Origin of the sequence: Paraburkholderia sp. GAS82, from assembly GCF_050436285.1 — a bacterium.
Lineage (GTDB): Bacteria > Pseudomonadota > Gammaproteobacteria > Burkholderiales > Burkholderiaceae > Paraburkholderia > Paraburkholderia phenazinium_B.
This window is the reverse complement of sequence record NZ_JBNDLX010000002.1, coordinates 707125-727622: the sequence shown is the minus strand read 5'-3', so window position 1 is coordinate 727622 and position 20498 is coordinate 707125. Positions and strand designations below refer to the sequence as shown.

Here is a 20498-nt window from a genome sequence, read left to right as displayed (position 1 = left end):
AGGCTCGAGCCCTGACGCACGCGTCTCAGGCGGCCCCTGCGGCGCGACGTAGATGGATCTGCGGTTTGCCCTTGTAGGTTCCGCGGGTCCACTCCACGTAGCCGCACTTCTGCGCCACACGCAGGGACGGCGCGTTCTCCGGCGCGATAATGCAGGCGGTGTCGGCGGCGGGCCATTTTGCATCGGCCCACTTCAGGGCCGCGCGCACGCCTTCGGTCGCATAGCCATGCCCCTGTGCGACGGGCGTCAGCGCCCAGCCGACTTCGGGCATGCCGCCGAGCGACGGCTCGGTCTGCCGCTCGAAATTGGCAAAACCAATTTCTCCGATGAACGTGCCACTCACTTTGTCGCGCACCGCCCAGTACCCGAAGCCCAGCATCGTCCAATGTCCCACATAGCGCAGCAGACGCGACCAGGTCTCCTCGCGGGTGGACGGCTGGCCGCCGATAAAGCGCGTCACCTCGGGATCGGACCACATCGCGAAGCTATCGTCGAAATCCGCGCGGACGTGGGGACGCATGATCAGGCGATCGGTCTCGAGGAGCGTGCTTAACTCGGTCATAGGGAGGAGGAAGAAGGTTGAGGGGTGGATGGGATGATCGCAGATTTTGGGCATAAAATGGTCCGCGCGATCCGCTCTGACCTGCATGAGCGCACGCCCGCAAGAAGCATAAGCGCCCACTCGGAGCACAGCGCATGAAGCTTCGACTCAGATACCTGTCCGCCGTTTTCATCAACTTCGCGCTGCCGTGGCTCGCTTACCGCCTCGCCCATCCGCATTGGGGGCAAGCGGGTGCCCTGCTCGCTTCGGCCTTGCCGCTCATCGCGTGGATGACCTGGGACCTGGTACGTCACCGTCATTTCGACGCCTTGAGCAGCATCGTTCTGATCGGCATCCTGCTGTCGCTGGCGACGGTCACTGTGACTGGCGTTCCGCAAGAGCTGACGATTGAAGAGCCGATGGTGTCGGGCATGATCGGCGTCGCCTTTCTTGTTTCGCTGTTGCTGCCGCGTCCGATCGTGTTCTACCTGGCGCGATCCACCATGGCTCGCGAGAGTATGCAAAACGCGAGCGAATTCGAACGGGACTGGCGGGAGAGTCCCACACTGGCCTCGAGAGTCCGCGTCATGACGCTGGTGTGGGGTATCGGTCTTGTAGCGGAGAACGTGATACGCACGTCGATTGTTTGGGACGCCGAGAGTAGTCCTCATGCGGCGCTGGTGTCGAATGTCGTGCGCTACAGTTTTTATGGCGCCCTTATGTTGTGGACGTTCTGGTATCGACGACGTATCAAGCAGGATGCCGAACGTTTGGTCAGTGGGCCGCACAATGCGTCGCACAGCACTAACGTCCCTCGCTAAGCCAGCTCCAAAAACCGCACCAGACACGGATTCCGGTTCGCCGGCGACCACACCAGCACCTGCTCAATCATCGGCGCATCCGCCAGCGGCCGGAACACCACACCCGCAAGCTGCGCTTTACGCATCGACGCAGGCACCAGCGCAACGCCGACGCCTTCGTCGACAAGACTGAGCACGGTCTGCTGCAATTGCACTTCGAAACGGATGTCGGGCTCGAAACCACCTGAGCGGCAATGCTCGAGAATGGTGGCCCGCAACGTAGGCGCCACCTCCTCCGAGGCCAACACGAACGGCTCGCCCGCCAGTTGCCCAATTTTCAACTGCCGCGCCCGGGCACGCGGATGCGCGCGCGACAGTGCCACGCAGAGCGGTTCACGGACAATCGTGCGCGCCTCGAGCCCCCTGTTCGGCACGCTCGGAAACATGATCGCCGCGTCGATCTGGCCGGCCAGCACCTGTGCCGCCAGATCGTTCGACACCACCTCGCGCAGATTCAGCGTCACCTCCGGATACGCAGCACCGAAGGTCCGCGCGTAGCCCGGCACCACGCTATACGCCGCGCACATTGTGAAGCCAATCGCCAGCGTGCCGGCATCGCCATGCGCGGCGGCCTGCGCATTGCGCGCGGCCTGTTCAATCGCGCTGAGAATGGCCTTGGCATCCACATAGAAGCGCTCGCCCGCCGCCGTCAGCGTGACGCTGCGCGGACTGCGCTCGATCAACGTAACGCCCAAACTCGCCTCGAGCGCCGCCAGTTGGCGGCTCAACGGCGGTTGCGACAGATTGAGCCGTGCCGCAGCCCGGCCAAAATGGCGGGTCTCGGCAAGCGTCACGAAATAGCGCAGCGGTTTGACGTCGATCACGATGCAAAAAAGGTATTGTTGAACGCCTAAAACGGTATTTGATTGTATCAACCCGAACCACTACTCTGGCGCATTGTCTTTTCCAGCCGCCAGCCTGCCACACCGATGTTATCGACCCTTGAGATCCTGCTTCCCGTATTTGGCCTGATTTTCGCGGGGTTCGTGTGCCGCAAGCGGGGCCTGCTGGGCCCCACGGCGGCGTCGGAGCTGAACCGTTTTGTCGTCTGGCTCGCCTTGCCTGCGCTGCTGTTCGACATCATGGCGCACGCTACCTGGCATCAGCTTTATCAGCCGGCGTTTGTCGCCACCTTCGCGCTCTCCTGTTCCGTCGTATTCGTGCTGATTCTCGTGGTCCGTCTGCTGAGTGGCCGGCCGCTCGCCGATGCCAGCGTCGATGCCATTGCAGGATCGTATCCGAACACCGGCTACATTGGCTTTCCGCTGTGCCTGATCGCATTCGGACAAGCCAGCCAGACGCCGACCACGATCGCCACGATCCTCGTCGCCTGCGTGTTGTTTGCGATCGCGATCGTCCTGATTGAAGTGGGACTGCAGACCGAACGCGCGCCACATCGGCTGGCGTTCAAGGTAGTGCGGTCCTTGGCGCGCAATCCGCTGATCGTGTCGCCGATCGTCGGCGTGCTGGTCGCCAGCGTTCACGTGACGTTGCCGCAAAGCGCGGAGACATTCCTGAAGCTGCTGGGCGGTGCGGCAAGCCCCTGCGCGCTGGTCAGCCTCGGATTGTTCCTTGCTGAAAAACGGACGCCTGCAGACAGGTCCTCCGCACCCTCGACGTCGAACCACGTCGCGTCCTGGGCACTGACGGGCGCCAAATTGCTGCTGCAACCGGCTTTGACGTGGTGGCTGGCCGCGCGCGTGTTCGCGCTATCGCCCATGCTGGTGGAGATGTCGGTCGTGCTGGCCGCGCTGCCCACAGGCACCGGGCCGTTCATGCTCGCGGAGTTTTATCGGCGGGAGGCGCACATCACGTCACGGACAATACTTCTCTCGACGCTAGGCTCACTCGTGACGCTGTCCCTGCTGTTGCTGTATATGCCGCGCGGCTGATCCATCCATCAGGACTTCTTGACTTCGTGGCCCCGGCCGGCTGCAGCTGTCGTCCTCGTAGTCGAAGACAGCGCGCTGACCAGGCCGACGTGCGCCTCACCGGAAGACTCGGCAATCTGCCAGGCAAACAATCCCGGTACAAAGATCAGCAGATCGCGAATCCGCCGCGCGCCCGCGAGTGCGAGGCAGGTTGAAGGATCGAGACCAAGTGCGCCGCCGATCAGGATGAAACCGCCTTCCTGCACCCCTAGGCCTCCGGGCACAAAAAAGGCCGCACTGCTAACCGCCTGGATCAGCGATTCGATCACTATCGCCTCGACAAAGCTCACCTGCGCGCCAAGAAAATGCAGCGCGAGCCAGATCTCCAGCGCGGTCAATACGCACTGCAACGGTTGCCAGAAGAAGAGGTAACGCAGCACCACGCCACGGCGGCGCCAGATCAGTTTGATCGACTGATCGATCTGCGCTGACTGACCGACGAGCGCGGCCAGCTTGCCGCTGGTTGCGCGGTTGAGCACACGGGTGATGCGTTCGAACGGGCTTGCATGCTGCACCAGCGAAAACAGCACCAGTAGCGGTGTGAGCGCGACAATGCCCCATGCCAGATCGGCCGCAAGACGTAGCGTGCCGGATGCCGCATGCGCGAACAGAAAGCCGATGCCCACCATCGTGAACATCAACTGGCTGATCAGCGTGAGTTGCATGTCGACGACGAGACTCGCCGCCGCGGTCGAGCCACGCAAGCCACGCCGCCGCATCATGCGGAACGACACCACCTCGCCGCCGATGCGCGCCACCGGCAACATGCTGTTGACCGATTCGCGGATCCAGACCAGCTGCAACATGCCCGCAACGCTCGGGCGGTTTGCGCCGCGGATCAGGCTTTGCCAGTCGCGCGCGTTCGCAAGCATCGGCAGGACATGGGCCAGCCCCGCCAGCACCAACCCGGCGCCTGCGGCACGCATCAGCCCAAGCACTGCGCCGGGGTTGTCATGCAGAACTAACCACAGCGACGCAAGCAGTCCCGCCAGCGCGGCAATACGGCCAAGATGCTTCATCACGTAGCCGCTATGCGCGGCTCGTCGAGCGCCAGTCCCACGCAACCTTTCAAAGAAATCCGCATTACCTTGACTCGTCCTGAACCGGCGACAGCAAACCATCGCCGTCCACCTTGAAACTGAAGCCTCGCCAGATCACCCGTGTCGAGAAGAAGCTCGCCACGAAGATCAAAAACGATACGATATCCCAGAACGGTAGTAGCCACAGATCGCGATGCGCTTGCCGCAATGCGTGATCGGACTGGATTTTAAGCGCAAGGCGCGCGAGCAGCGCCACCGCAGCAAGCGGCCATGCCCATGCTGCACCGCCAGAAAACGCCACGGTCAGCCAGGCAAACGCTAGCGGATGAATCAGTGCCGAGCCAAGGTGCCCAATCGGATCGATGATGCGAATTGTTCGGCTCCAGCGCAGTTCGTGCGCAATCAGCTTGGCGGCACTGCTTTCCACACAGGCATGCGACACAGTGAATGGCGGAATCACGACTTTTTCGCCGATCATCCGCACTGCTTCGCCGATCGCATGATCTTCCGCGAGATGATGCACGAACTGCGCGAAGCCGCCGATCTTCTCGAGCGTCTCGCGCCGCATGGCTATGGTCTGTCCGAAGCACGGCCGCGCCATTCCAAACGCCAGGCCCGTCACGACGCTAGGCAGGAACTGGTAGTTGGTGGCTTTCGCCGAAAGACGCGGCCAAAAGCCCGGATCCGGTTGACCACGATAGACACAGGTGACCAGTCCCACACCAGGTTTCTGCAACTCGCCGATTACATTGCGCAGATAACTCGGGCCAACGCTCACGTCGCTGTCCGCAAAGACCAACACATCATGCTGCGCCTCCGGCAGCATGTTGAGGATGTTGCTCATCTTGCGGTTTGGCCCATACAGGCGCGCATCGGCCACAACCGTTATGTGCGCTTCGGGATGCAGCAAACGCAGTTGTTCTACGGTCTGCAGCGCAGGATCTTCCGAGTCGTGCACGCCGAACAGGAATTGCAGCTGACCCGGATAGTCCTGATGGCAGAAGCTCGACAGGTTGCTGAGCAAGGTCCACTCGTCGCCATGTAATGGCTTGACGATGGTGACCGGCGGAAAGCTGGTGGGTTGCGAAGGAGTACGAGCAAAGAAACGTCGGATCAACGCGCCGGCCAGCAGCGTGTACACAATACCGAACACAGCACCCATGCCACACAGCAGCGCCAGCGCGGAGAGCATCAGATGCACTGCGCGCCCGGGCCCTTCGAAATCGACAAGCCCGATCGCAAGCAGCACGGCAATCGGACACACAAGCCAGGCGAGGCGTTTCATGCCTGGTCCCTCCGCGCGGAACGACGGAAGAGGCACATGCCCGTTATGCTTCGTGAGCGCGCAGGAAGCGGAAAAACTCCACGCCTTCGCGCAGACGCCGCTTCATCATGTCCCAGCTCAGCAGCATCTCGCGCACGATCTCCCAGATCTTCGAGGGCCGGAAATAGAAGCGCTTGTAGAAGCTCTCGACGTGGTGATAGATCTCTTCGCGTGACAGATGCGGATAGCCGATTGCCGCGAGCTGCACCCCTTCCTTGCTCACCAGGTTGATGACCTTGTTCTCCTGCAGCCAGCCGTTTTCTACGGCCTGGTTGTAGAGCGTCGTGCCCGGATAGGGTGCCGCGAGCGACACCTGGATCGTGTGCGGGTTGATTTCCTTCGCGTACTCGATCGTCTTTTCGATCGTCTCCTGCGTCTCGCCCGGCAGCCCCAGGATAAAAGTGCCGTGAATCTTGATGTCCAGCTTGCGGCAGTCTTCGCTGAAGCGTCGTGCGATATCCGTACGCAGGCCCTTCTTGATGTTCAGCAGGATCTGGTCGTCGCCCGATTCATAGCCCACCAGCAGCAGACGCAGGCCGTTTTCCTTCATGATCTTCAGCGTCGCATACGGCACGTTCGCTTTCGCGTTGCAGGACCATGTCACGCCGAGCTTGCCCAGCCCGCGTGCGATCTCTTCGACGCGTGGCTTGAAGTCGGTGAAGGTGTCGTCGTCGAACATGATCTCCTTGACTTCGGGCATGTTGTCACGGATCCACTTCACTTCTTCCAGCACGTTCTCTACCGAGCGCGTGCGGTAGCGGTGACCGCCCACCGTTTGCGGCCACAGGCAGAACGTGCATTTCGAGCGGCAGCCGCGGCCCGTGTAGATCGACACGTACGGATGCTTCAGATAGCCGATGAAGTAGTTATCAATCTTCAGGTCACGCTTGTAGACGGGCGCCACGAACGGCAGCTCATCCATGTTCTCGAGGATCGGGCGCGCCTCGTTGTGCTCGATCGAGCCGTCCGCAGCGCGATAGCTCAAACCCTGGATCTGCGCGAGCGGTTTGCCCGCCGCCACTTCCTGGCAGGTGAAATCGAATTCTTCACGGCAGACGAAATCGATCGCTTCGCTTGCGGTCAGCGAGTTGTGCGGATCGACGGCTACTTTCGCACCCACCATGCCGATCATCACCGACGCTTTGCGCTTCTTCAGATCCTGCGCAAACATCGCATCCGTAGGAAACGACGGCGTGCTCGTATGAATGATGACGAGCTCATACTGCTGCGCGATATCGAGCGAAGCCTCCACCGAAAGACCATCCGCCGGCGCGTCGAGCACGCGGCTATCCGGCACCAGCGCCGCGGGCTGCGCGAGCCATGTCGGATACCAGAACGAACGGATCTCACGCTTCGCCTGATAGCGCGATCCCGCACCGCCATCGAAACCGTCATACGACGGGGCCTGCAAAAACAGCGTCTTCATGAATGCTCCGGCCAGCTCCATCGAGCTTGATAGCGTAGGGAATGGCAATTAGTTATTGACGCCGTGCGCGGAATTCGTCCCGCACTTAAGGGGATTCCGTCACACGCGTCTCTGGACGCGTTCGACCTTAACCCGCCGCAATACTCCGATCAACCAGGTATCGTCTCCCAAACGATCTTTTTAAAATACGCTGCCGTATTTGCAGGCAAGTCGTATGCAAAACGTAAATGAACCGGCGCCAACACACAGAAACGAAAGCGGACGTAATATCAGGTTCAAAGGCAGAAGTGCCTTCTTTGATTATGAGAGCCTTGCATGGAGATTTTGTGAAATGAGCGAAAGCACTCTCGGTATGCTGACCCGCTACAACCGCTGGGCCAACCAGCGCATCTTCGACGCAGTCGCCGCGCTGCCGGACGATGAAGCACTCAAGCGTCGCGAAACGGTGTTTGGCAACATCGTCCATACGTTGAGCCATTGCTATGTCGTCGGCGAAATCTTTCGTGCCCACCTCGAAGGGCGGGAGCACGGTTTCTCGAGCCGCAATTTCAGCGAACCCATGCCGCTAGCGAAGTTGCGCGAAATGCAGCAGGAAATTGACAACTGGTATATCGCGCGCAGCGACGCCTTCACGCCGCACGACGCGGAGGAAACGGTGCACTTCAGGTTCGTGGGTGGCGGCGAAGGCGCCATGACGCGTAGTGAGATGGTGCTGCATGTCGTCAATCACACGACATATCACCGGGGATTTGTCGCGGATATGTTTTGTCAGATTCCGGTCAAGGCGCCTGTTACCGATCTGCCCGTTTACGCACGCGAAGAGCGCGCGGCGCGCGCTCTCCAACAGCCTGGCTGATCAGTTCGGGACCCAGTGCCCGTGCACCCATACCCAGTGGTCGCCTTCCCAGCGGTAATGACCCTTCATCCAGTGATAGCCGGGCGCGGGCGCGGCCGGCATCACTTCGACCAGCGGCGCAGGTTCGGGTGGCCGCGCCGGCTCAACGACACATGCGCTAAGTAATGAAGCGCACACGCAAGAAAGCAAGGCAGCAGTGAAGGTCGATCGTTTTGTCATATAACTCTCCCGTTTTTAGAACTGCAACTACACATCCGTGGCATAGACGTCGCGCTAGCTACGGATCAAACCTGTCATGGGCTGCGTGGAGCCCGCTTGCGCAAAAAGGGCCGCCGCGGTTCGATGCGGATCGAGGCCGAGACTTTCGCTCGCAGCACCCGCGATCACCGCATCGAGTCCGGTCGTGGGTCTGAGATCGCGTCCCTGATACAGCTCGTTGGGTTTCAGTCCCGGCCAGTCGGCGATCACCCGTCCACCGTTCACGGCGCCGCCCACCACCATCGCGACCGATCCTTGTCCATGGTCCGTGCCCCCCGTGCCGTTGGCGGCAGCGGTGCGGCCAAACTCAGTAGCCACCAGCACCGTCGTCTTGCCCCACAGCGGGCCGAGACCGTCGCGCAAGGAAGCGAGCATCGTGTCGAGCGCCTTCAACTGATTCGCGAGACGCGGGTTCTGCGCGCTGTGCGTGTCCCAGCCGCCCGTTTCGATCATCGCAATGCGTGGGCCGTCGTCGCGTGACAGAAAACTCGCGGCGAGTTTGCCAAGGCTGGCGGGGTCCTGACGCGCTCCGGCGTCGCCAGCGAGGCCGCGCGCCGTCATGGCGGATTCCCATAACGGCCTGAGTTGCGCGTCCTGGTTGTAAAGGTCCGATACCCGCATGAGCAGATCGTCGGGCGCCTGCGGTAAACCCGAGGGTGCGTACGATGTCACGTCGGCCTTGCCGCGCAGTGCCATCGGCACGGTCGGCGCAAACGCGATGGCGTTTTCGTGCGTGGCGGGCATCATCGCAACCAGACGGTTGAGCCAACCGTCCTTCACCTGGTACGCCGAAGTGCCGCCCGTCTCCAGCACGTTCTGACCGTCGAAATGCGAGCGATCGCGATACGGCGAGGCCACTGCATGCACGAACAGCGCCTGGCCCGATGCGTACATCTTCGCGGTTTCGGCGAGCGAAGGATGCAGCGCGAACGTGCCATTGAGTTTGGTCGCCGTGGCCGGATCGATGGCGAGCGCGCCACGCAAGCTCGCATACGAAGGCTCGGCGTACGGCACCACGATGTTCAGGCCATCGGCGGCACCTCGCTGGATCACGAAGACGAAGCGGCGGTCCGTTTCGACCCTGGCGAAGGCCATGTGCGGCGAGACGAGAATCGCGCCGGCACCGGCTGCGGCGAAGTTGAGAAACTGGCGACGGGACATCATGGCGTTCATCTCCGTTGAAAATCGGGCGACACGAGCAGCAGCGCTATCGCCGTCGAAGCGCTCTCAGCGCGTGACACTGCAGTCGCGGTCGGCGCACTGATGGAGCCGACCAGTAAGGTCTGTCCGAGAGTGCGAGGGTCGAGCTGGTCGCCAACACGCGCAGCGAAGCGTTGGGCGACTTCGACGCGGCGCACCAGCGCATCGGGCGCGGCCCAGCTCGCGGCGATATCGTCGTAGCCGGCGGGCGACCCTGGTCGCCAGACCGGCTCGCCGAGTTGCGTGAGAAGCGGCGCGCCCTGCAGGTTGCCGACGTCTTGCCAGCCGAGGCCGCGCATCGAAGATATGGTCCATTCCCACGGCGTTTTGAATTTCACCGCCACCGGAGACCAGGCCTCCGGCGAATCGATCAACGCGCGATAGACCGTGGGCAGGTCGCCACCGCTGCGCTCGAACGCATTGGCGAGCCGTTCGGTAACCGCGGGTGGTGGGTTGTCCGAAACAAAATGACGTGCCAGCTTGCTCGCGATATGTTGCGCGGTAGCGGGCGACGCTGCGAAGTCATGCAGGACCGCCAGCGCCTGATCCTCGCCCTGCTGATCGTAACGGCGCCCCAGGATGGTCCGCGAGCCGGGCTCATGCAATTGCTCGCGAAACACAAAACTGCCGGGCGCGGCGCCATTTGGCTGCGGCCCCCTCACGCCGGCTACACTCCAGCCGGTCAGTGCGCGTGCAAACTCCGTCACGTCGGCTTGCGTATAACCGCTGCGCACGCCCAGCGTATGCAGCTCCATGATTTCGCGTGCGAGGTTCTCATTGAGACCGCGCTTGTTGTCGGGATTGCGTTGCTCCGCACGCATCGCCGCCATGCTGTCGGGACCGACCGAGCGCGTCTGATCGAGAAAGATCTGCATCGCAGGATGCTGCTCTACCGCTACCAGCATGTCGTCGAAGCGGCCCAGCACGTGCGGGCGGATTGCTTCCATTTCGAACGCGCCAGCCAGCGCCGCGACTTGCGGCTTTTCAGTGGACACCGCGAAATGATTCGCCCAGAAATGGACGAGCCGGTCGATGAACGGTGTGGAACTCGTCAGCGCGCTATTGACGCGCACATTCACCGCCGTACGGTAAACATCGCGGATTTCAGCGCGCATCGCCTTGTTCGCGGCCTGCTTTGCGGCTTGCTTGTCTGCAGGATTGACGGTCGCATCAGAAGCGGGACCGGCATTCGCGTTGGCATTCGCATTCTGCATGCGCTGCTCGCCCAACTGGGTCGCGAGCGCGACCGCACCCGGCTGGCCCGCCCATGCCGCGGGCAGAGGCTGATATTGATCGAATTGCGAAAGCAGCCATCGCTTCGGATCGGCGGGCGGCGTGTCTTCCGGGCGAGCGCCGAGACCGAAGCGGTTCAACGCAATTGCCGCGGCATTGTCGTTGGGTGACGGAATCATGCGCGCTCCTTCGAACGTTGCGTACCTTCTTTAAACGTTCGGCGCCGCGGTTTCCGTCGCTACTGGCGGAAGTTTTTATTCGAGCGAGACGAAGATCGTCTCGCTCATTGATTCGGTGGCCGCTTTTCCTTTGGTGGCGGAGGTGGCGGTTCACGCCAGTTGCCCGCCTGCTTCAGGCCTTCGGCAAACTTCACGCGCTCGTCGGGCGTGAGCGTTGTCGCAAAGTCGGCCACGCTGCTTTCGACTTCGGTACGTTGCGCGATATCGGCTGCGCGCGTGCGCTGTAACGCGGCGTCGAGCGCGGTGCGGTCGAATTGCGGCGCGGCCAGCAGCGCCAGCACTTCATGACGCCCTTCGCGGGCTTCGCGCGCGTAGTCCTTAGCGTCACGGCGCGCCTCCTTCAGTCCATCGAGGAACTGCTTCTGACGCTCGGACGAAAGCCCATCCGTCGCGAAGCGCAGCGCCGTACGTTGCTGCGGCGCCTTGGCGACGTTGTCGTGCGTGGTGAACCATTCGTACGCACCGCCCGCAATGCCGCCCAGCAGAAAGACGTTGACCACGAACGAGCCAGCCAGCAAAAGCTTCCATGTACGATCAGTCATTCGCCGCTCCAGTCGGCGCCTGAACCGTCGAAGCTCGAGGCCAGATAGGACGGCGAATCATGCGTCTGCGGCGGCTGGCCAGTCATGACAAAAAACGACACCGCAAAGGCACCTGCCAGCCCACCTGCGAGCCCGATACCGGCAAACGCAGCACCCTGCCACCAGAGCCGCACGCGATGCTTCGCCGGGCGCCGGTTGGGCGCCACCGCAACAACTCGCTCGATCAATGCGCGCTCCGGCGGCGCGACCGTATGGTCTGCGAGCCATGCATCGAGGTTGGCCGATTCGGCCAGCACGGCATCGGCCTCGATCCGGTGAAGATCGGCCCAGCTTTCGGCCGCCGCGCGCTCCTTATCCGGCCAGCGGCGCGGATCGGCGCCGTAAGCGTCGACGATGGTACGAAATCTCTCAGGTGTCATGGCAGATCCTTGCTAAAGCCACTGTCGGCCAGTTGTGCGCGCAGATTGCGACGCGCACGCGCGAGCAAACTTTCGAGGGCATCGACGGTAATACCCATCAAGGCGGCAGCTTCGATATTCGATAGCTCCTGGTAGTAATTGAGCACCAGGGCTTCGCGCTGCCTTACCGGCAGCGCAGCAAGCGCCGTACGCACACGTTCGTCGCGCACACGGGCTTCAAGTTGCATGTCAGGCATGGGTTGGGGATCGGCTTCGTCCGGCAGATCGGCGACGGGGTCTTCGCGCCGCCCTCGCAAGCGGTCGTAACAGAGGTTCAGCGCCACGCGATGAATCCACGTGTCGAACCGGGCCTCGCCCTCTTTCCAGTGCGGCGCCTGCTTCCAGATCCGCACAAAGGCCTCTTGTGCTACGTCTTCCGCTTCCATACGGTCTCCCAACATGCGCGTCGCGAGCGCGAGCAAACGCGGCAGCTTACGCGACACGAGCGTGCGCACCGCTGCCGGATCCTGCTTGCCGACCCGTGCGACGAGGTCCGCGTCGGGATCGCGTTCGCTCAAGGCGCGCGGTCCCGTGATATCCACGGCATGCGCGGCGGCGTGAGCCGCGGTTGCCGTTGCACCCGGACATATCGTGTCGCGACACGAGCGTTTCTCACTTGCCGTTGCTCCGAGAGGGGGCGCTTTGCGCCTGTTTCAGGCTTGTTATCAACCTTCTGTCGCATCTGGTTCAGGACTGGGTGACCCGGTCCTGAAGCTCGTCAATCGCGACGACCGAGTCCTCAATATACGACGACGGCAGGATGGTAATACGCCGGCCGCGCCGGCACTACGATGCAACCGGTCAGCGTTGCCGCCGCCAGTGCCAGAATCAAAAGCGTTTTCATAAAACTCTGCTGGTTTGGGTAGAGCGCCGGGGCCGCGAAGCGAGCGGCGCTTGCAAGCGCGCCCCGCGGCGTCCGGCAACAGGAATCAGAAGGCTAGCCCTGGCGGCTTACGCCCAGTGACCTTCCACCCACAGCCAGTTCGGGCCACGCTGTGCCCAATGGCCCGGCACCCAGTGATAACCGACCCGGACCGGCTGCCAGTGACCTGCTATCCACACGTATCGGCCGTGGTCCCAGCGCCAGTGTCCGTGATCCCAGACATAGCCATCGCGCGGTGCGGGCACGACTTCGACGCGCGGTGCTGGCGGGGCGACGACGATCGCTTGCGCGAAGGCGGCGGAGGCCGACAGCGTCACCGTGGCGGCGACCAGCAGGCGTGTGAGGGTTCTGGATTTCATGTAAGGCTCCCGTAGGTTTAAGGAAAGCGGATTGGCTCCGTTTTGTCTTAAACGCGGCTGCGGGGGAAATCCGTCGCGGGTTGACGCGCTTTTGTGAAAAAGCCCGCCGAAGCGGGCTTTTACTTCAGTCGAGCCATGGCCGAAGAATAGACGGCGCTACGCTCCCGCTTTCCTACTGCCACTACGATCACAGTGACTTTGCTATCGACGACGCGATACACCAGTCGATATCCCGAGGCGGTCAATTTGATCTTGTAGCAATCAGGAAGCGTACCAAGACGCGCCGATTCGACACGTGGATTTGCCAACCTCTCAGCCAGTTTGCGCTTGAACTGCTCACGCACCGTGCTGTCCAGCTTCTTCCACTCTTTAAGAGCGACTTCTAAAAACTGCAGGTCATAGGTCTTCAAGTCGCACGCTCACAGCTTTTTCGCCGCTTCGCGCCCTGACGATTTCTGCCAGCTCGATATCTTCAAGTCTGTTGCAGATCGCTTCCCACTCTTGAGCCGGGATCAGATACGCGACCGGTTTGTTACGGTTCAGCACCGCGATCGGACCGTCTGCTTGCTCAATTGCTGCGGTCGGGTTGACCTTGAGCTCGCTGATACCGATTGAGGCGCGGGCAAGAATGCTTTCCATGGTGATTCCTCAAGCGCTACAGGCCAAATCGCGTGGATTAAAAGACCTTATGTAAGCATAAATAATAGGTCTTTTATTTGGTCTCGTCAACCGCTCTATGTGCATCCAATCTTCGGCGCCGACCCCGTCTGCCCCCTTCTACACGCACCAAACCGCTCGCGGCGTTATGCTTATGCGCCTGATCCCACAAAGCCATTCCGACCTGACGACGCCGTGTCCCAAGCCCGCCCTCCTGAACTTCCCGAAGACGACGACGCTCACTCGCTCGCCCGGCGTTACCCGCGCGGGCTGCACATCGAGCCCCACTCGCACACCTGGGCACAGGTGCTGTACGCGGTGGCCGGGGTGATGTGGGTCGAAGTCGGCCGCGAGGCGCTGGTGGTGCCACCGCAACGCGCTGTCTGGCTACCCGCCGGCACCGTGCACTCGATCCATATGATGAGCGAGGTCGAGATGCGCAATATCTATCTGCACAAGCGCAACGTCCAGCACCTCAGCAAACAGTGCGACGTCTTCGAAATCAACGGTTTGCTGCGCGAGCTGATCACAACCATCGCCGAATACGAACACAACCACGCACGCGACAACGCGTATATGGAAACGGCCTACAAGCTCGCCATGCTGGAACTGGGGCACGCGCCCCGCTCTTCGCTGCGCATTCCGCTCCCTGACGCGTCGGATCGCCGGCTCGACGCGCTGTGCCGCGCGGTGATCGACAATCCCTCGATTGCGGTCAGCTTCGAACAGCACGCCGCCTCGGTCGGCGCCAGCGTGCGGACGCTCGCGCGGCTGTTTACGCGCGAACTCGGCATCGGCTTTTCCGAATGGCGGCGTCAGGTGCAACTAGCCGTGGCCGTCTCCGGGCTGGCGGAAGGCCGCTCGGTCAGCAGCATCGCACGCTCGCTCGGTTATCTGCCCAGCAGCTTCAGCGATATGTTCCGCCGTGAACTCGGCGCCCCACCCACCGAATTCGATCCACAGGAAACGCTCAGCACGGGGCGCGAGGAATCGCGCGCGCCCGCCGGCGGCTAAACAGCGAAGCGTACGCAGCAGGACCAGGTGGGAGCCGTCGCGGAATTGCGTCGTGACCGGTTCGGGCAGAGCCCAACCAGCAGTTTCAGCCCTGTCCGAAACTCGAAAGTCCTTGTCTCAACAAGGCCATCGCGGACACCTAGAATGGCTTCAACGCTGCACCACGCGGCCCAATCCACTCAGGAGAGTTTCGATGAAAACCATTCAGTTCAAGTCGTTTGGCAGCCCCGATGTACTGGAATACGTCGAGGTCCCGACACCGAAAGCCGATGCCGAAAACGCCGTTGTGCAGATCAAAAGCGCCTCGGTGAATCCGAGCGACGTGAAGAACGTTTCCGGCCACTTCGAGCACACCGTTTTGCCGCGCACGCCGGGCCGCGACTTCAGCGGCGTGGTCGTGGACGGTCCTGCGGAATGGATCGGCGCCGACGTGTGGGGCACCGGCGGCGACATCGGTTTTACGCGTGACGGTACGCATTCCGAGTTCATCAAGATTCCGCTTGCCGCGTTGTCGCGCAAGCCGAAAACGCTGAGTCACGAACAGGCCGCCGCGATTGGCGTGAACTTCGTGGTCGCATGGCTCGGCACGGTGGAATATGCACAACTGAAGGCCGGCGAGACGATTGCTGTGATCGGCGCCAGCGGCGGCGTAGGCGGCGCAGTGGTGCAGATCGCCAAATCGCGCGGTTGCCGCGTGATTGGTGTCGACCGTCATGCGCCGCTGCCGGATTCGCCGGCGGGTCGTCTGATCGACGAGTTCGTGCAAATCGACGAGCACGCGGCAGAGCGCGTCAAGGCCTTGACCAACGGTGGCGTGGATGTGGTCTACGACGCGGTCGGCGGCGTGGTGTTCGAAACCGCGTTGAGCCTCGTCAAGCGGCGTGGCCGGGTGGTCGAGATCAGCGCGACGGGCAAGCGCCGCGTCGAGTTCGACATGATCGACTTCTACCATAACGAGACTCAACTGCTCGGCGTCGACAGCGCCAAGCTGGGGGTCGCCGAGTCGGCCCGCCTGATGACAGCGCTGGTCGAAGGCTTCGAGAGCGGTGCATTCCAGCCGCCGGCGATCGCGCAGCGCTTCCCACTCGAGCATACCCGCGAGGCGTATGAGGCGGTCACCGCGGGCACCCGTGGGCGCGTCGTCATCACGATGTGAGTCCGATTCGGGCGGTGGGTCCGGATACCCGCCGCCCGCCATGGTTAATGGCTAATTGGCTAATGGGTGATCCATCATGAAAGCGTATTTCGTTTCCCTCGTAGTGGGCCTTGTGGTCGGCCTGTTCTACAGCGTCGTCAACGTGAAATCTCCGGCGCCGCCCACCATCGCGCTGGTCGGACTTCTGGGCATGCTCGGCGGCGAGCATCTGATTCCGCTGCTGCGCACGCTGCTCGGTTTTAGCGTGAACTAGGGCTGCAGTAGCCCTGGCCGTCCAGTGGGCCGGGTGCGGACTATACTGATGCCCTTTGAGACGGCAAGTTGGCCCTCATGCATCTCAGTCCATACATCTTCCAATGAATACCAAGCGGCAATTCGACGATCTGCTGCTCGGCAGCATCGAGTTGTTCTGCGCCGCCGCGGAGCTGGCGAGTTTCACAGCCGCCGCGACGGCAGCCGGCGTCACGCCCGCGGCGGTCAGCCGCTCGGTGTCGCGTCTCGAGGAAAGGCTGGGCGTCCGGCTGTTCGTCCGTACAACCCGGCAAATCCGGCTGACCGAAGCCGGCCGTCTCTATTTCGAACAATGCAGCGGTGCACTCGCACAACTGGTGGACGCGGAACGTCTCGTCACCGGACAGCAAGCGACGCCATCCGGCTTGCTGCGCATCAGTATGCCCACGCCGTATGCGCACTATCGGGTGCTGCCTTTGCTGCCGCTGTTTCGCGAACGCTATCCGCTTGTGCGGGTCGACGCGCACATCAGCAACAGCAACATCGATTTCGCTGAGGACAGCTACGATCTGGCCATCCGCGGCCGCGCACCGGCCGACTCCAACCTGATCGCACGCAAACTCGAAGATGCCGAACTGGTCGTCGTGGCGACGCCGGCCTATCTTGCGCAAGCCGGTACGCCGCGCTCGATCGACGATCTGCAGCACCACGAATGCATCCAGTTCGACCTTCCCAGCACGGGCCGGCGCATTCCGTGGACGCTCGCCAAAGACGGCGATTTCGTCGATTTCAACACCGACAGCGGCTATACGATCGGCGGTGATGTCCTTGGCGGAGCGACGCTCGCGCGTCACGGCGCGGGCCTGTTTCAGACCTACCGCTTCGTGGTTGAGCGCGATCTGCGCGAAGGCAATCTCGTCGAGGTGATGCGGGACTTCGGCGGCGCCACGCGACCGTTCGTGCTTCTCTATCCGCATGGGCGGCTTCTGTCGGCCCGCGTGCGCTGCTTCGTGGAATTTCTGGTCGAGCAACTCGCTGATCGCAACGCCAAGCGACCCTCAACGCAAACACGCTAAGATTGAGCCTCGCGCGAGTGTGCACCTCGGCCAACGGGTGCTGGCTCGCGCAGGGCCGCGCAGATCGCTGCGCCGCTACGATTCTTCATAAAAACTCAATACGCTAGTCGCGGGAGTGTTGGATGTCTGATGAATATGAAGTGCATGGTCTGCACGATCATGCTGTAGAGCACGTTGGTGAGGGACATAGCGCTCACGCGGACGCCGATCCGTTCGCGAGCCGCATGGCAGTGATGACGGCCATTCTCGCGACCATAGGCGCGATCTACGCCTATCAGAGCGGCACCAGCGAAAATCTCGCGCTGTACTACAAGAACGAAGCGGCCATCAAGAAGACCGAGGCCGCCAATCAATGGTCGTACTACCAGGCAAAGGGCGAGAAAGAAAACCTCGCGGAACTGGGCGCTTCGTTGTCGACGCCGGGCAGCGACGCACATGCGAAGTTCGTCGCCGATGTCGACAAGTACAAGCAGCAGAAAGAGCCGATTCGCGCCAATGCCGAAGCGATCGAAAAGCAGGTCAACGATAACGACGCGCGCAGCGAAACGCTGATGCACGGTCATCACCGTTGGGCGCAGGCCACCACGCTGATCCAGATCTCGATCGCGCTGACCGCAATCACCTTGCTCACGCGCAAGAAGTGGTTGCGTAATCTTTCGATAGGCGTCGCCGCGGCCGGCCTTCTGTTTGGTGCGGCAGCGTTTCTGTCCATTTAAGCGGAGACCGAGCGAGCCCGTTCCAGCAAGAGCTCGCGCTCGCGCGCATTGCGCGTCATCGCGGCGGCACGCTCGAATTCCGCGCGTGCCTCCTCGCCTCTTCCAAGCTTAGCCAGCAAATCTGCGCGCACGCTAGGCAGCCAGTGGTAGTTCGCGAGCGCGGCATCAGCGGCCAGCAGGTCGACAATCTCGAGCGCCGCCGCCGGACCAAACGCCATACCGACGGCAACCGCCCGGTTCAACTCCACTACGGGTGACGGACTGATCTGCGCGAGTGCGTCGTACAAAGCGACGATCTGCACCCAATCGGTCTGATCAGCGGTATGCGCACGCGCATGACATGCGGCCAGCGCCGCCTGCAACGCATAGGGGCCGCTGGCGCCGCCGAGTGACTGGGCGCGCTCAAGCGCGGCGAAGCCGCGCCGGATCAGCAGCGTATCCCAGCGGCTGCGGTCCTGATCGAGCAGCAGCACGGGACGGCCCTGCGCGTCGACTCGCGCAGGCGTACGCGAAGCCTGAATTTCCATCAGCGCGACGAGGCCATGCACCTCGCTTTCGTCAGACACGAGGCCAGCCAGCACGCGCCCGAGCCGCAGCGCTTCCTCGCACAAGGCCGGACGCATCCAGTCGTCGCCGGCGGTGGCCGAATAGCCTTCGTTGAAAACCAGGTAAATCACTTCGAGCACCGACGCGAGCCGCGCAACCCGTGCATCCGTTTGCGGCACTTCGAACGGCACCTTGGCGGCAGTCAGCGTGCGTTTGGCGCGCACGATCCGTTGCGCGATGGTCGGCTCGGGCACGAGAAAGGCTCGCGCGATCTCGTCAGTCGTCAAACCGCCGAGCAGGCGCAGCGTGAGCGCCACGCGTGCATCGGTGGAAAGCACCGGATGACACGCCGTGAAGACGAGACGCAACAGATCGTCGCCGATGTCATCCTGGCGCGCGGCATCGAGCGCATCGACAAAGTCGGGCACGAGGTGGGCCTCCTGTGCGTCCAGGTCACGACCGAGCTCCTCGCGCTTGCGTGCGTGCAGCACTTCCTGGCGCAAGCGGTCGAGCGCGCGGTTTTTGGCAGTGGCCATCAACCAGGCTCCAGGATTGTCAGGCACACCGCGTTCGGGCCAGTGTTCGAGCGCAGCAACCAATGCATCCTGCGCCAGTTCCTCCGCGACGCTCACATCGCGCACCATGCGCGCAACGCAGGCGATAACCTTCGCGGACTCGATGCGCCACACCGCTTCGATCGCGCGATGGGTCGCCGCCGGGTTCACCGCCACTTCAGTTCACCGCTTTTCATTGCACGCTCGCATGCGTCCGAGAGGCTCAATGCGCAAGCTTTCCCATCGGGATCAATAGGCTTGTACATGATTCGGCATCCTGACAACATGGCCTAGCGCCGTCCCTCATCCAGTTCGCGAAAGCGGTCCACGGAAGGCCCCGGCTCGAAGTCGTCCCATTCGAACAGTTGCCGCACTTCGATCTCGCCGTCGGCGTCTTCTCCGAACGGTGCCGGAAAGCGGCGCGCCCATTCCATTGCCTCTTCGCGCGAGCGCACCTGAATTAGCGTATAGCCCGCCAACAGTTCCTTTGTTTCGGCGAACGGACCGTCAATTACGGTGCGCTTTCCCTGCGAATAATGGATACGCCAACCCTTCGACGTCGGCTGCAATCCGGTTGCGTCGAGTAACACGCCGGCCTTCGCCAGTTCCTCGTGATACGCGCCCATCACGGCCATCAGGGATTCGTCCGGCCTGGCGCCGGATTCGCTCATCGCGGTCGCTTTCACCATGATCATGAATCGCATTTCATCGCTCCTTGTCGTCGTGGATATCGAGCCTGCTTGAGTGCATGGGAGGCTCTTCATTCACACGACGCACGATTCATCGCTGAATCGACACGAATTTCGCTAACTGGGGAAAACCCTGGCGCCTACTACACTCCGCGCCGCGGCCAGTGCCCGGCACGCACCCCACCCCGCATCATTGATAGCAGGGACCCACCTCGCGAACTTCGACAGTGCACCATTGCGCGGCCGGACAGCCCGTCGCAATCGCCACCGCTTCTTCACGCGTATCGACATTGAGCAGCAGGAAACCGCCGACCATTTCCTTGGCCTCGGCGAAGGGTCCGTCAAGCAGCCTTGGCTGGCCGCCGCGCACCTCCACACGCACGGCATCTCGCGTGGACTTCAGCGATTCGCACGCGAGCAGCAAGCCGCGCTCGCGCAGATCGTCGGCGTAGTTCGACATACGCTCGTAGAGCACCTGCCCTTCCTGCTCGGTGCGTTCGTTACGCTGGTTAGTGGGTTCGACGATGAACAGCATGTAGGCCATGAGGAACTCCGATCGGTGGATATGCGCAGTCTTGCGCACGATTGGCGAAGGCAGTCTACAAGCGCCGCTGGATCGACGCAAACACGTCGAGATACTTCAGCCTTTGCTTAACGTCGCTTGCCCTAGAGCCGCAGTGCAAAACGCTGTTACGGCACGCGCCTTGCT

General features: G+C 62.2%; 25 protein-coding genes. 8 read left to right on the top strand and 17 right to left on the bottom strand.

The features are described 5' to 3' along the window. Positions 1 to 25: 25 nt before the first annotated feature. Positions 26 to 562 (bottom strand): GNAT family N-acetyltransferase, encoded by a 537-nt coding sequence (locus tag P3T17_RS09725; RefSeq protein ID WP_429406487.1) that lies wholly within the window; start codon positions 560 to 562, stop codon positions 26 to 28. Positions 563 to 696: 134 nt separating this feature from the next. On the opposite strand from P3T17_RS09725, the gene P3T17_RS09720 reads away from it, so the two are divergent. Further along, complete coding sequence (locus P3T17_RS09720; RefSeq protein ID WP_429406266.1) at positions 697 to 1362, top strand: VC0807 family protein; 666 nt, start codon at positions 697 to 699, stop codon at positions 1360 to 1362. Here P3T17_RS09720 and P3T17_RS09715 read toward each other — a convergent pair. Further along, complete coding sequence (locus P3T17_RS09715; protein WP_429287240.1) at positions 1359 to 2225, bottom strand: LysR family transcriptional regulator; 867 nt, start codon at positions 2223 to 2225, stop codon at positions 1359 to 1361. The two genes, P3T17_RS09720 and P3T17_RS09715, sit on opposite strands and share 4 nt — an antisense overlap. 105 nt (positions 2226 to 2330) lie before the next feature. On the opposite strand from P3T17_RS09715, the gene P3T17_RS09710 reads away from it, so the two are divergent. After that, on the top strand, positions 2331 to 3293 hold the full coding sequence (locus P3T17_RS09710; RefSeq protein WP_429287241.1) for an AEC family transporter: 963 nt from the start codon (positions 2331 to 2333) through the stop codon (positions 3291 to 3293). A gap of 8 nt (positions 3294 to 3301) precedes the next feature. Here the strand turns inward: P3T17_RS09710 and P3T17_RS09705 are convergent, their stop codons facing one another. The 3 genes from P3T17_RS09705 to hpnJ form a co-directional block, all read right to left on the bottom strand. Further along, entirely contained in the window at positions 3302 to 4351 is a 1050-nt protein-coding gene (locus P3T17_RS09705) for a lysylphosphatidylglycerol synthase domain-containing protein (protein ID WP_429406485.1), read from the bottom strand. A 64-nt stretch (positions 4352 to 4415) separates the two neighbouring features. Beyond that, positions 4416 to 5657, bottom strand: a complete 1242-nt coding sequence (hpnI, locus tag P3T17_RS09700; protein ID WP_429406264.1) for a bacteriohopanetetrol glucosamine biosynthesis glycosyltransferase HpnI — start codon at positions 5655 to 5657, stop codon at positions 4416 to 4418. 43 nt (positions 5658 to 5700) lie between these two features. Then, positions 5701 to 7143: a hopanoid biosynthesis associated radical SAM protein HpnJ gene (hpnJ, locus tag P3T17_RS09695; RefSeq protein ID WP_429406483.1), complete on the bottom strand. Its 1443-nt coding sequence runs from the start codon at positions 7141 to 7143 to the stop codon at positions 5701 to 5703. Between the two features lie 310 nt (positions 7144 to 7453). On the opposite strand from hpnJ, the gene P3T17_RS09690 reads away from it, so the two are divergent. Next, the gene (locus P3T17_RS09690) at positions 7454 to 7978 is read left to right on the top strand and encodes a DinB family protein (RefSeq protein WP_429406262.1); all 525 of its coding nucleotides are present in this window, start codon (positions 7454 to 7456) and stop codon (positions 7976 to 7978) included. Here the strand turns inward: P3T17_RS09690 and P3T17_RS09685 are convergent, their stop codons facing one another. From P3T17_RS09685 to P3T17_RS09645, 9 genes are all read right to left on the bottom strand, one after another. Beyond that, the gene (locus P3T17_RS09685) at positions 7979 to 8197 is read right to left on the bottom strand and encodes a YXWGXW repeat-containing protein (protein ID WP_074267155.1); all 219 of its coding nucleotides are present in this window, start codon (positions 8195 to 8197) and stop codon (positions 7979 to 7981) included. Positions 8198 to 8251: 54 nt separating this feature from the next. After that, positions 8252 to 9400, bottom strand: coding sequence for a DUF1501 domain-containing protein (locus P3T17_RS09680; protein ID WP_429406260.1), 1149 nt, complete (start codon positions 9398 to 9400; stop codon positions 8252 to 8254). Between the two features lie 5 nt (positions 9401 to 9405). Continuing rightward, entirely contained in the window at positions 9406 to 10848 is a 1443-nt protein-coding gene (locus tag P3T17_RS09675) for a DUF1800 domain-containing protein (protein ID WP_429406258.1), read from the bottom strand. A gap of 104 nt (positions 10849 to 10952) precedes the next feature. After that, entirely contained in the window at positions 10953 to 11450 is a 498-nt protein-coding gene (locus P3T17_RS09670; protein ID WP_429406256.1) for a periplasmic heavy metal sensor, read from the bottom strand. Next, a complete protein-coding gene (locus P3T17_RS09665; protein WP_429406255.1) occupies positions 11447 to 11869 on the bottom strand; it encodes a hypothetical protein in 423 nt (140 codons plus the stop codon). The genes P3T17_RS09670 and P3T17_RS09665 overlap by 4 nt, the downstream gene beginning before the upstream one ends. Next, a complete protein-coding gene (locus P3T17_RS09660) occupies positions 11866 to 12426 on the bottom strand; it encodes an RNA polymerase sigma factor (RefSeq protein ID WP_429287247.1) in 561 nt (186 codons plus the stop codon). Before P3T17_RS09660 ends, P3T17_RS09665 begins: the two co-directional genes overlap by 4 nt. 433 nt (positions 12427 to 12859) lie before the next feature. Then, a complete protein-coding gene (locus P3T17_RS09655) occupies positions 12860 to 13150 on the bottom strand; it encodes a YXWGXW repeat-containing protein (RefSeq protein ID WP_429406253.1) in 291 nt (96 codons plus the stop codon). Between the two features lie 119 nt (positions 13151 to 13269). Beyond that, the gene (locus tag P3T17_RS09650; RefSeq protein ID WP_074267149.1) at positions 13270 to 13560 is read right to left on the bottom strand and encodes a type II toxin-antitoxin system RelE family toxin; all 291 of its coding nucleotides are present in this window, start codon (positions 13558 to 13560) and stop codon (positions 13270 to 13272) included. Next, positions 13547 to 13789, bottom strand: a complete 243-nt coding sequence (locus P3T17_RS09645) for a type II toxin-antitoxin system Phd/YefM family antitoxin (RefSeq protein ID WP_074267148.1) — start codon at positions 13787 to 13789, stop codon at positions 13547 to 13549. Before P3T17_RS09645 ends, P3T17_RS09650 begins: the two co-directional genes overlap by 14 nt. 213 nt (positions 13790 to 14002) lie before the next feature. Between P3T17_RS09645 and P3T17_RS09640 the strand changes: the two genes are divergently transcribed. The 5 genes from P3T17_RS09640 to P3T17_RS09620 all read left to right on the top strand — a co-directional run bounded on the left by P3T17_RS09640 (position 14003) and on the right by P3T17_RS09620 (position 18000). After that, complete coding sequence (locus P3T17_RS09640; RefSeq protein ID WP_429287249.1) at positions 14003 to 14821, top strand: AraC family transcriptional regulator; 819 nt, start codon at positions 14003 to 14005, stop codon at positions 14819 to 14821. Between the two features lie 193 nt (positions 14822 to 15014). Beyond that, positions 15015 to 15977, top strand: a complete 963-nt coding sequence (locus P3T17_RS09635; RefSeq protein WP_429406251.1) for a quinone oxidoreductase family protein — start codon at positions 15015 to 15017, stop codon at positions 15975 to 15977. Positions 15978 to 16053: 76 nt separating this feature from the next. Further along, a complete protein-coding gene (locus P3T17_RS09630) occupies positions 16054 to 16230 on the top strand; it encodes a DUF1427 family protein (protein ID WP_074267145.1) in 177 nt (58 codons plus the stop codon). A 103-nt stretch (positions 16231 to 16333) separates the two neighbouring features. After that, complete coding sequence (locus P3T17_RS09625) at positions 16334 to 17284, top strand: LysR substrate-binding domain-containing protein (protein ID WP_429406247.1); 951 nt, start codon at positions 16334 to 16336, stop codon at positions 17282 to 17284. Between the two features lie 122 nt (positions 17285 to 17406). Then, positions 17407 to 18000, top strand: a complete 594-nt coding sequence (locus P3T17_RS09620; protein WP_074267143.1) for a DUF4337 domain-containing protein — start codon at positions 17407 to 17409, stop codon at positions 17998 to 18000. On the opposite strand, the gene P3T17_RS09615 is transcribed toward P3T17_RS09620, so the two are convergent. From P3T17_RS09615 to P3T17_RS09605, 3 genes are all read right to left on the bottom strand, one after another. Continuing rightward, positions 17997 to 19271, bottom strand: a complete 1275-nt coding sequence (locus P3T17_RS09615) for an RNA polymerase sigma factor (protein ID WP_429406482.1) — start codon at positions 19269 to 19271, stop codon at positions 17997 to 17999. The two genes, P3T17_RS09620 and P3T17_RS09615, sit on opposite strands and share 4 nt — an antisense overlap. Before the next feature lie 119 nt (positions 19272 to 19390). Further along, positions 19391 to 19804, bottom strand: coding sequence for a YciI family protein (locus tag P3T17_RS09610; RefSeq protein ID WP_429406245.1), 414 nt, complete (start codon positions 19802 to 19804; stop codon positions 19391 to 19393). Positions 19805 to 19979: 175 nt separating this feature from the next. Beyond that, on the bottom strand, positions 19980 to 20333 hold the full coding sequence (locus P3T17_RS09605; protein ID WP_074267141.1) for a YciI family protein: 354 nt from the start codon (positions 20331 to 20333) through the stop codon (positions 19980 to 19982). Positions 20334 to 20498 lie beyond the last annotated feature (165 nt).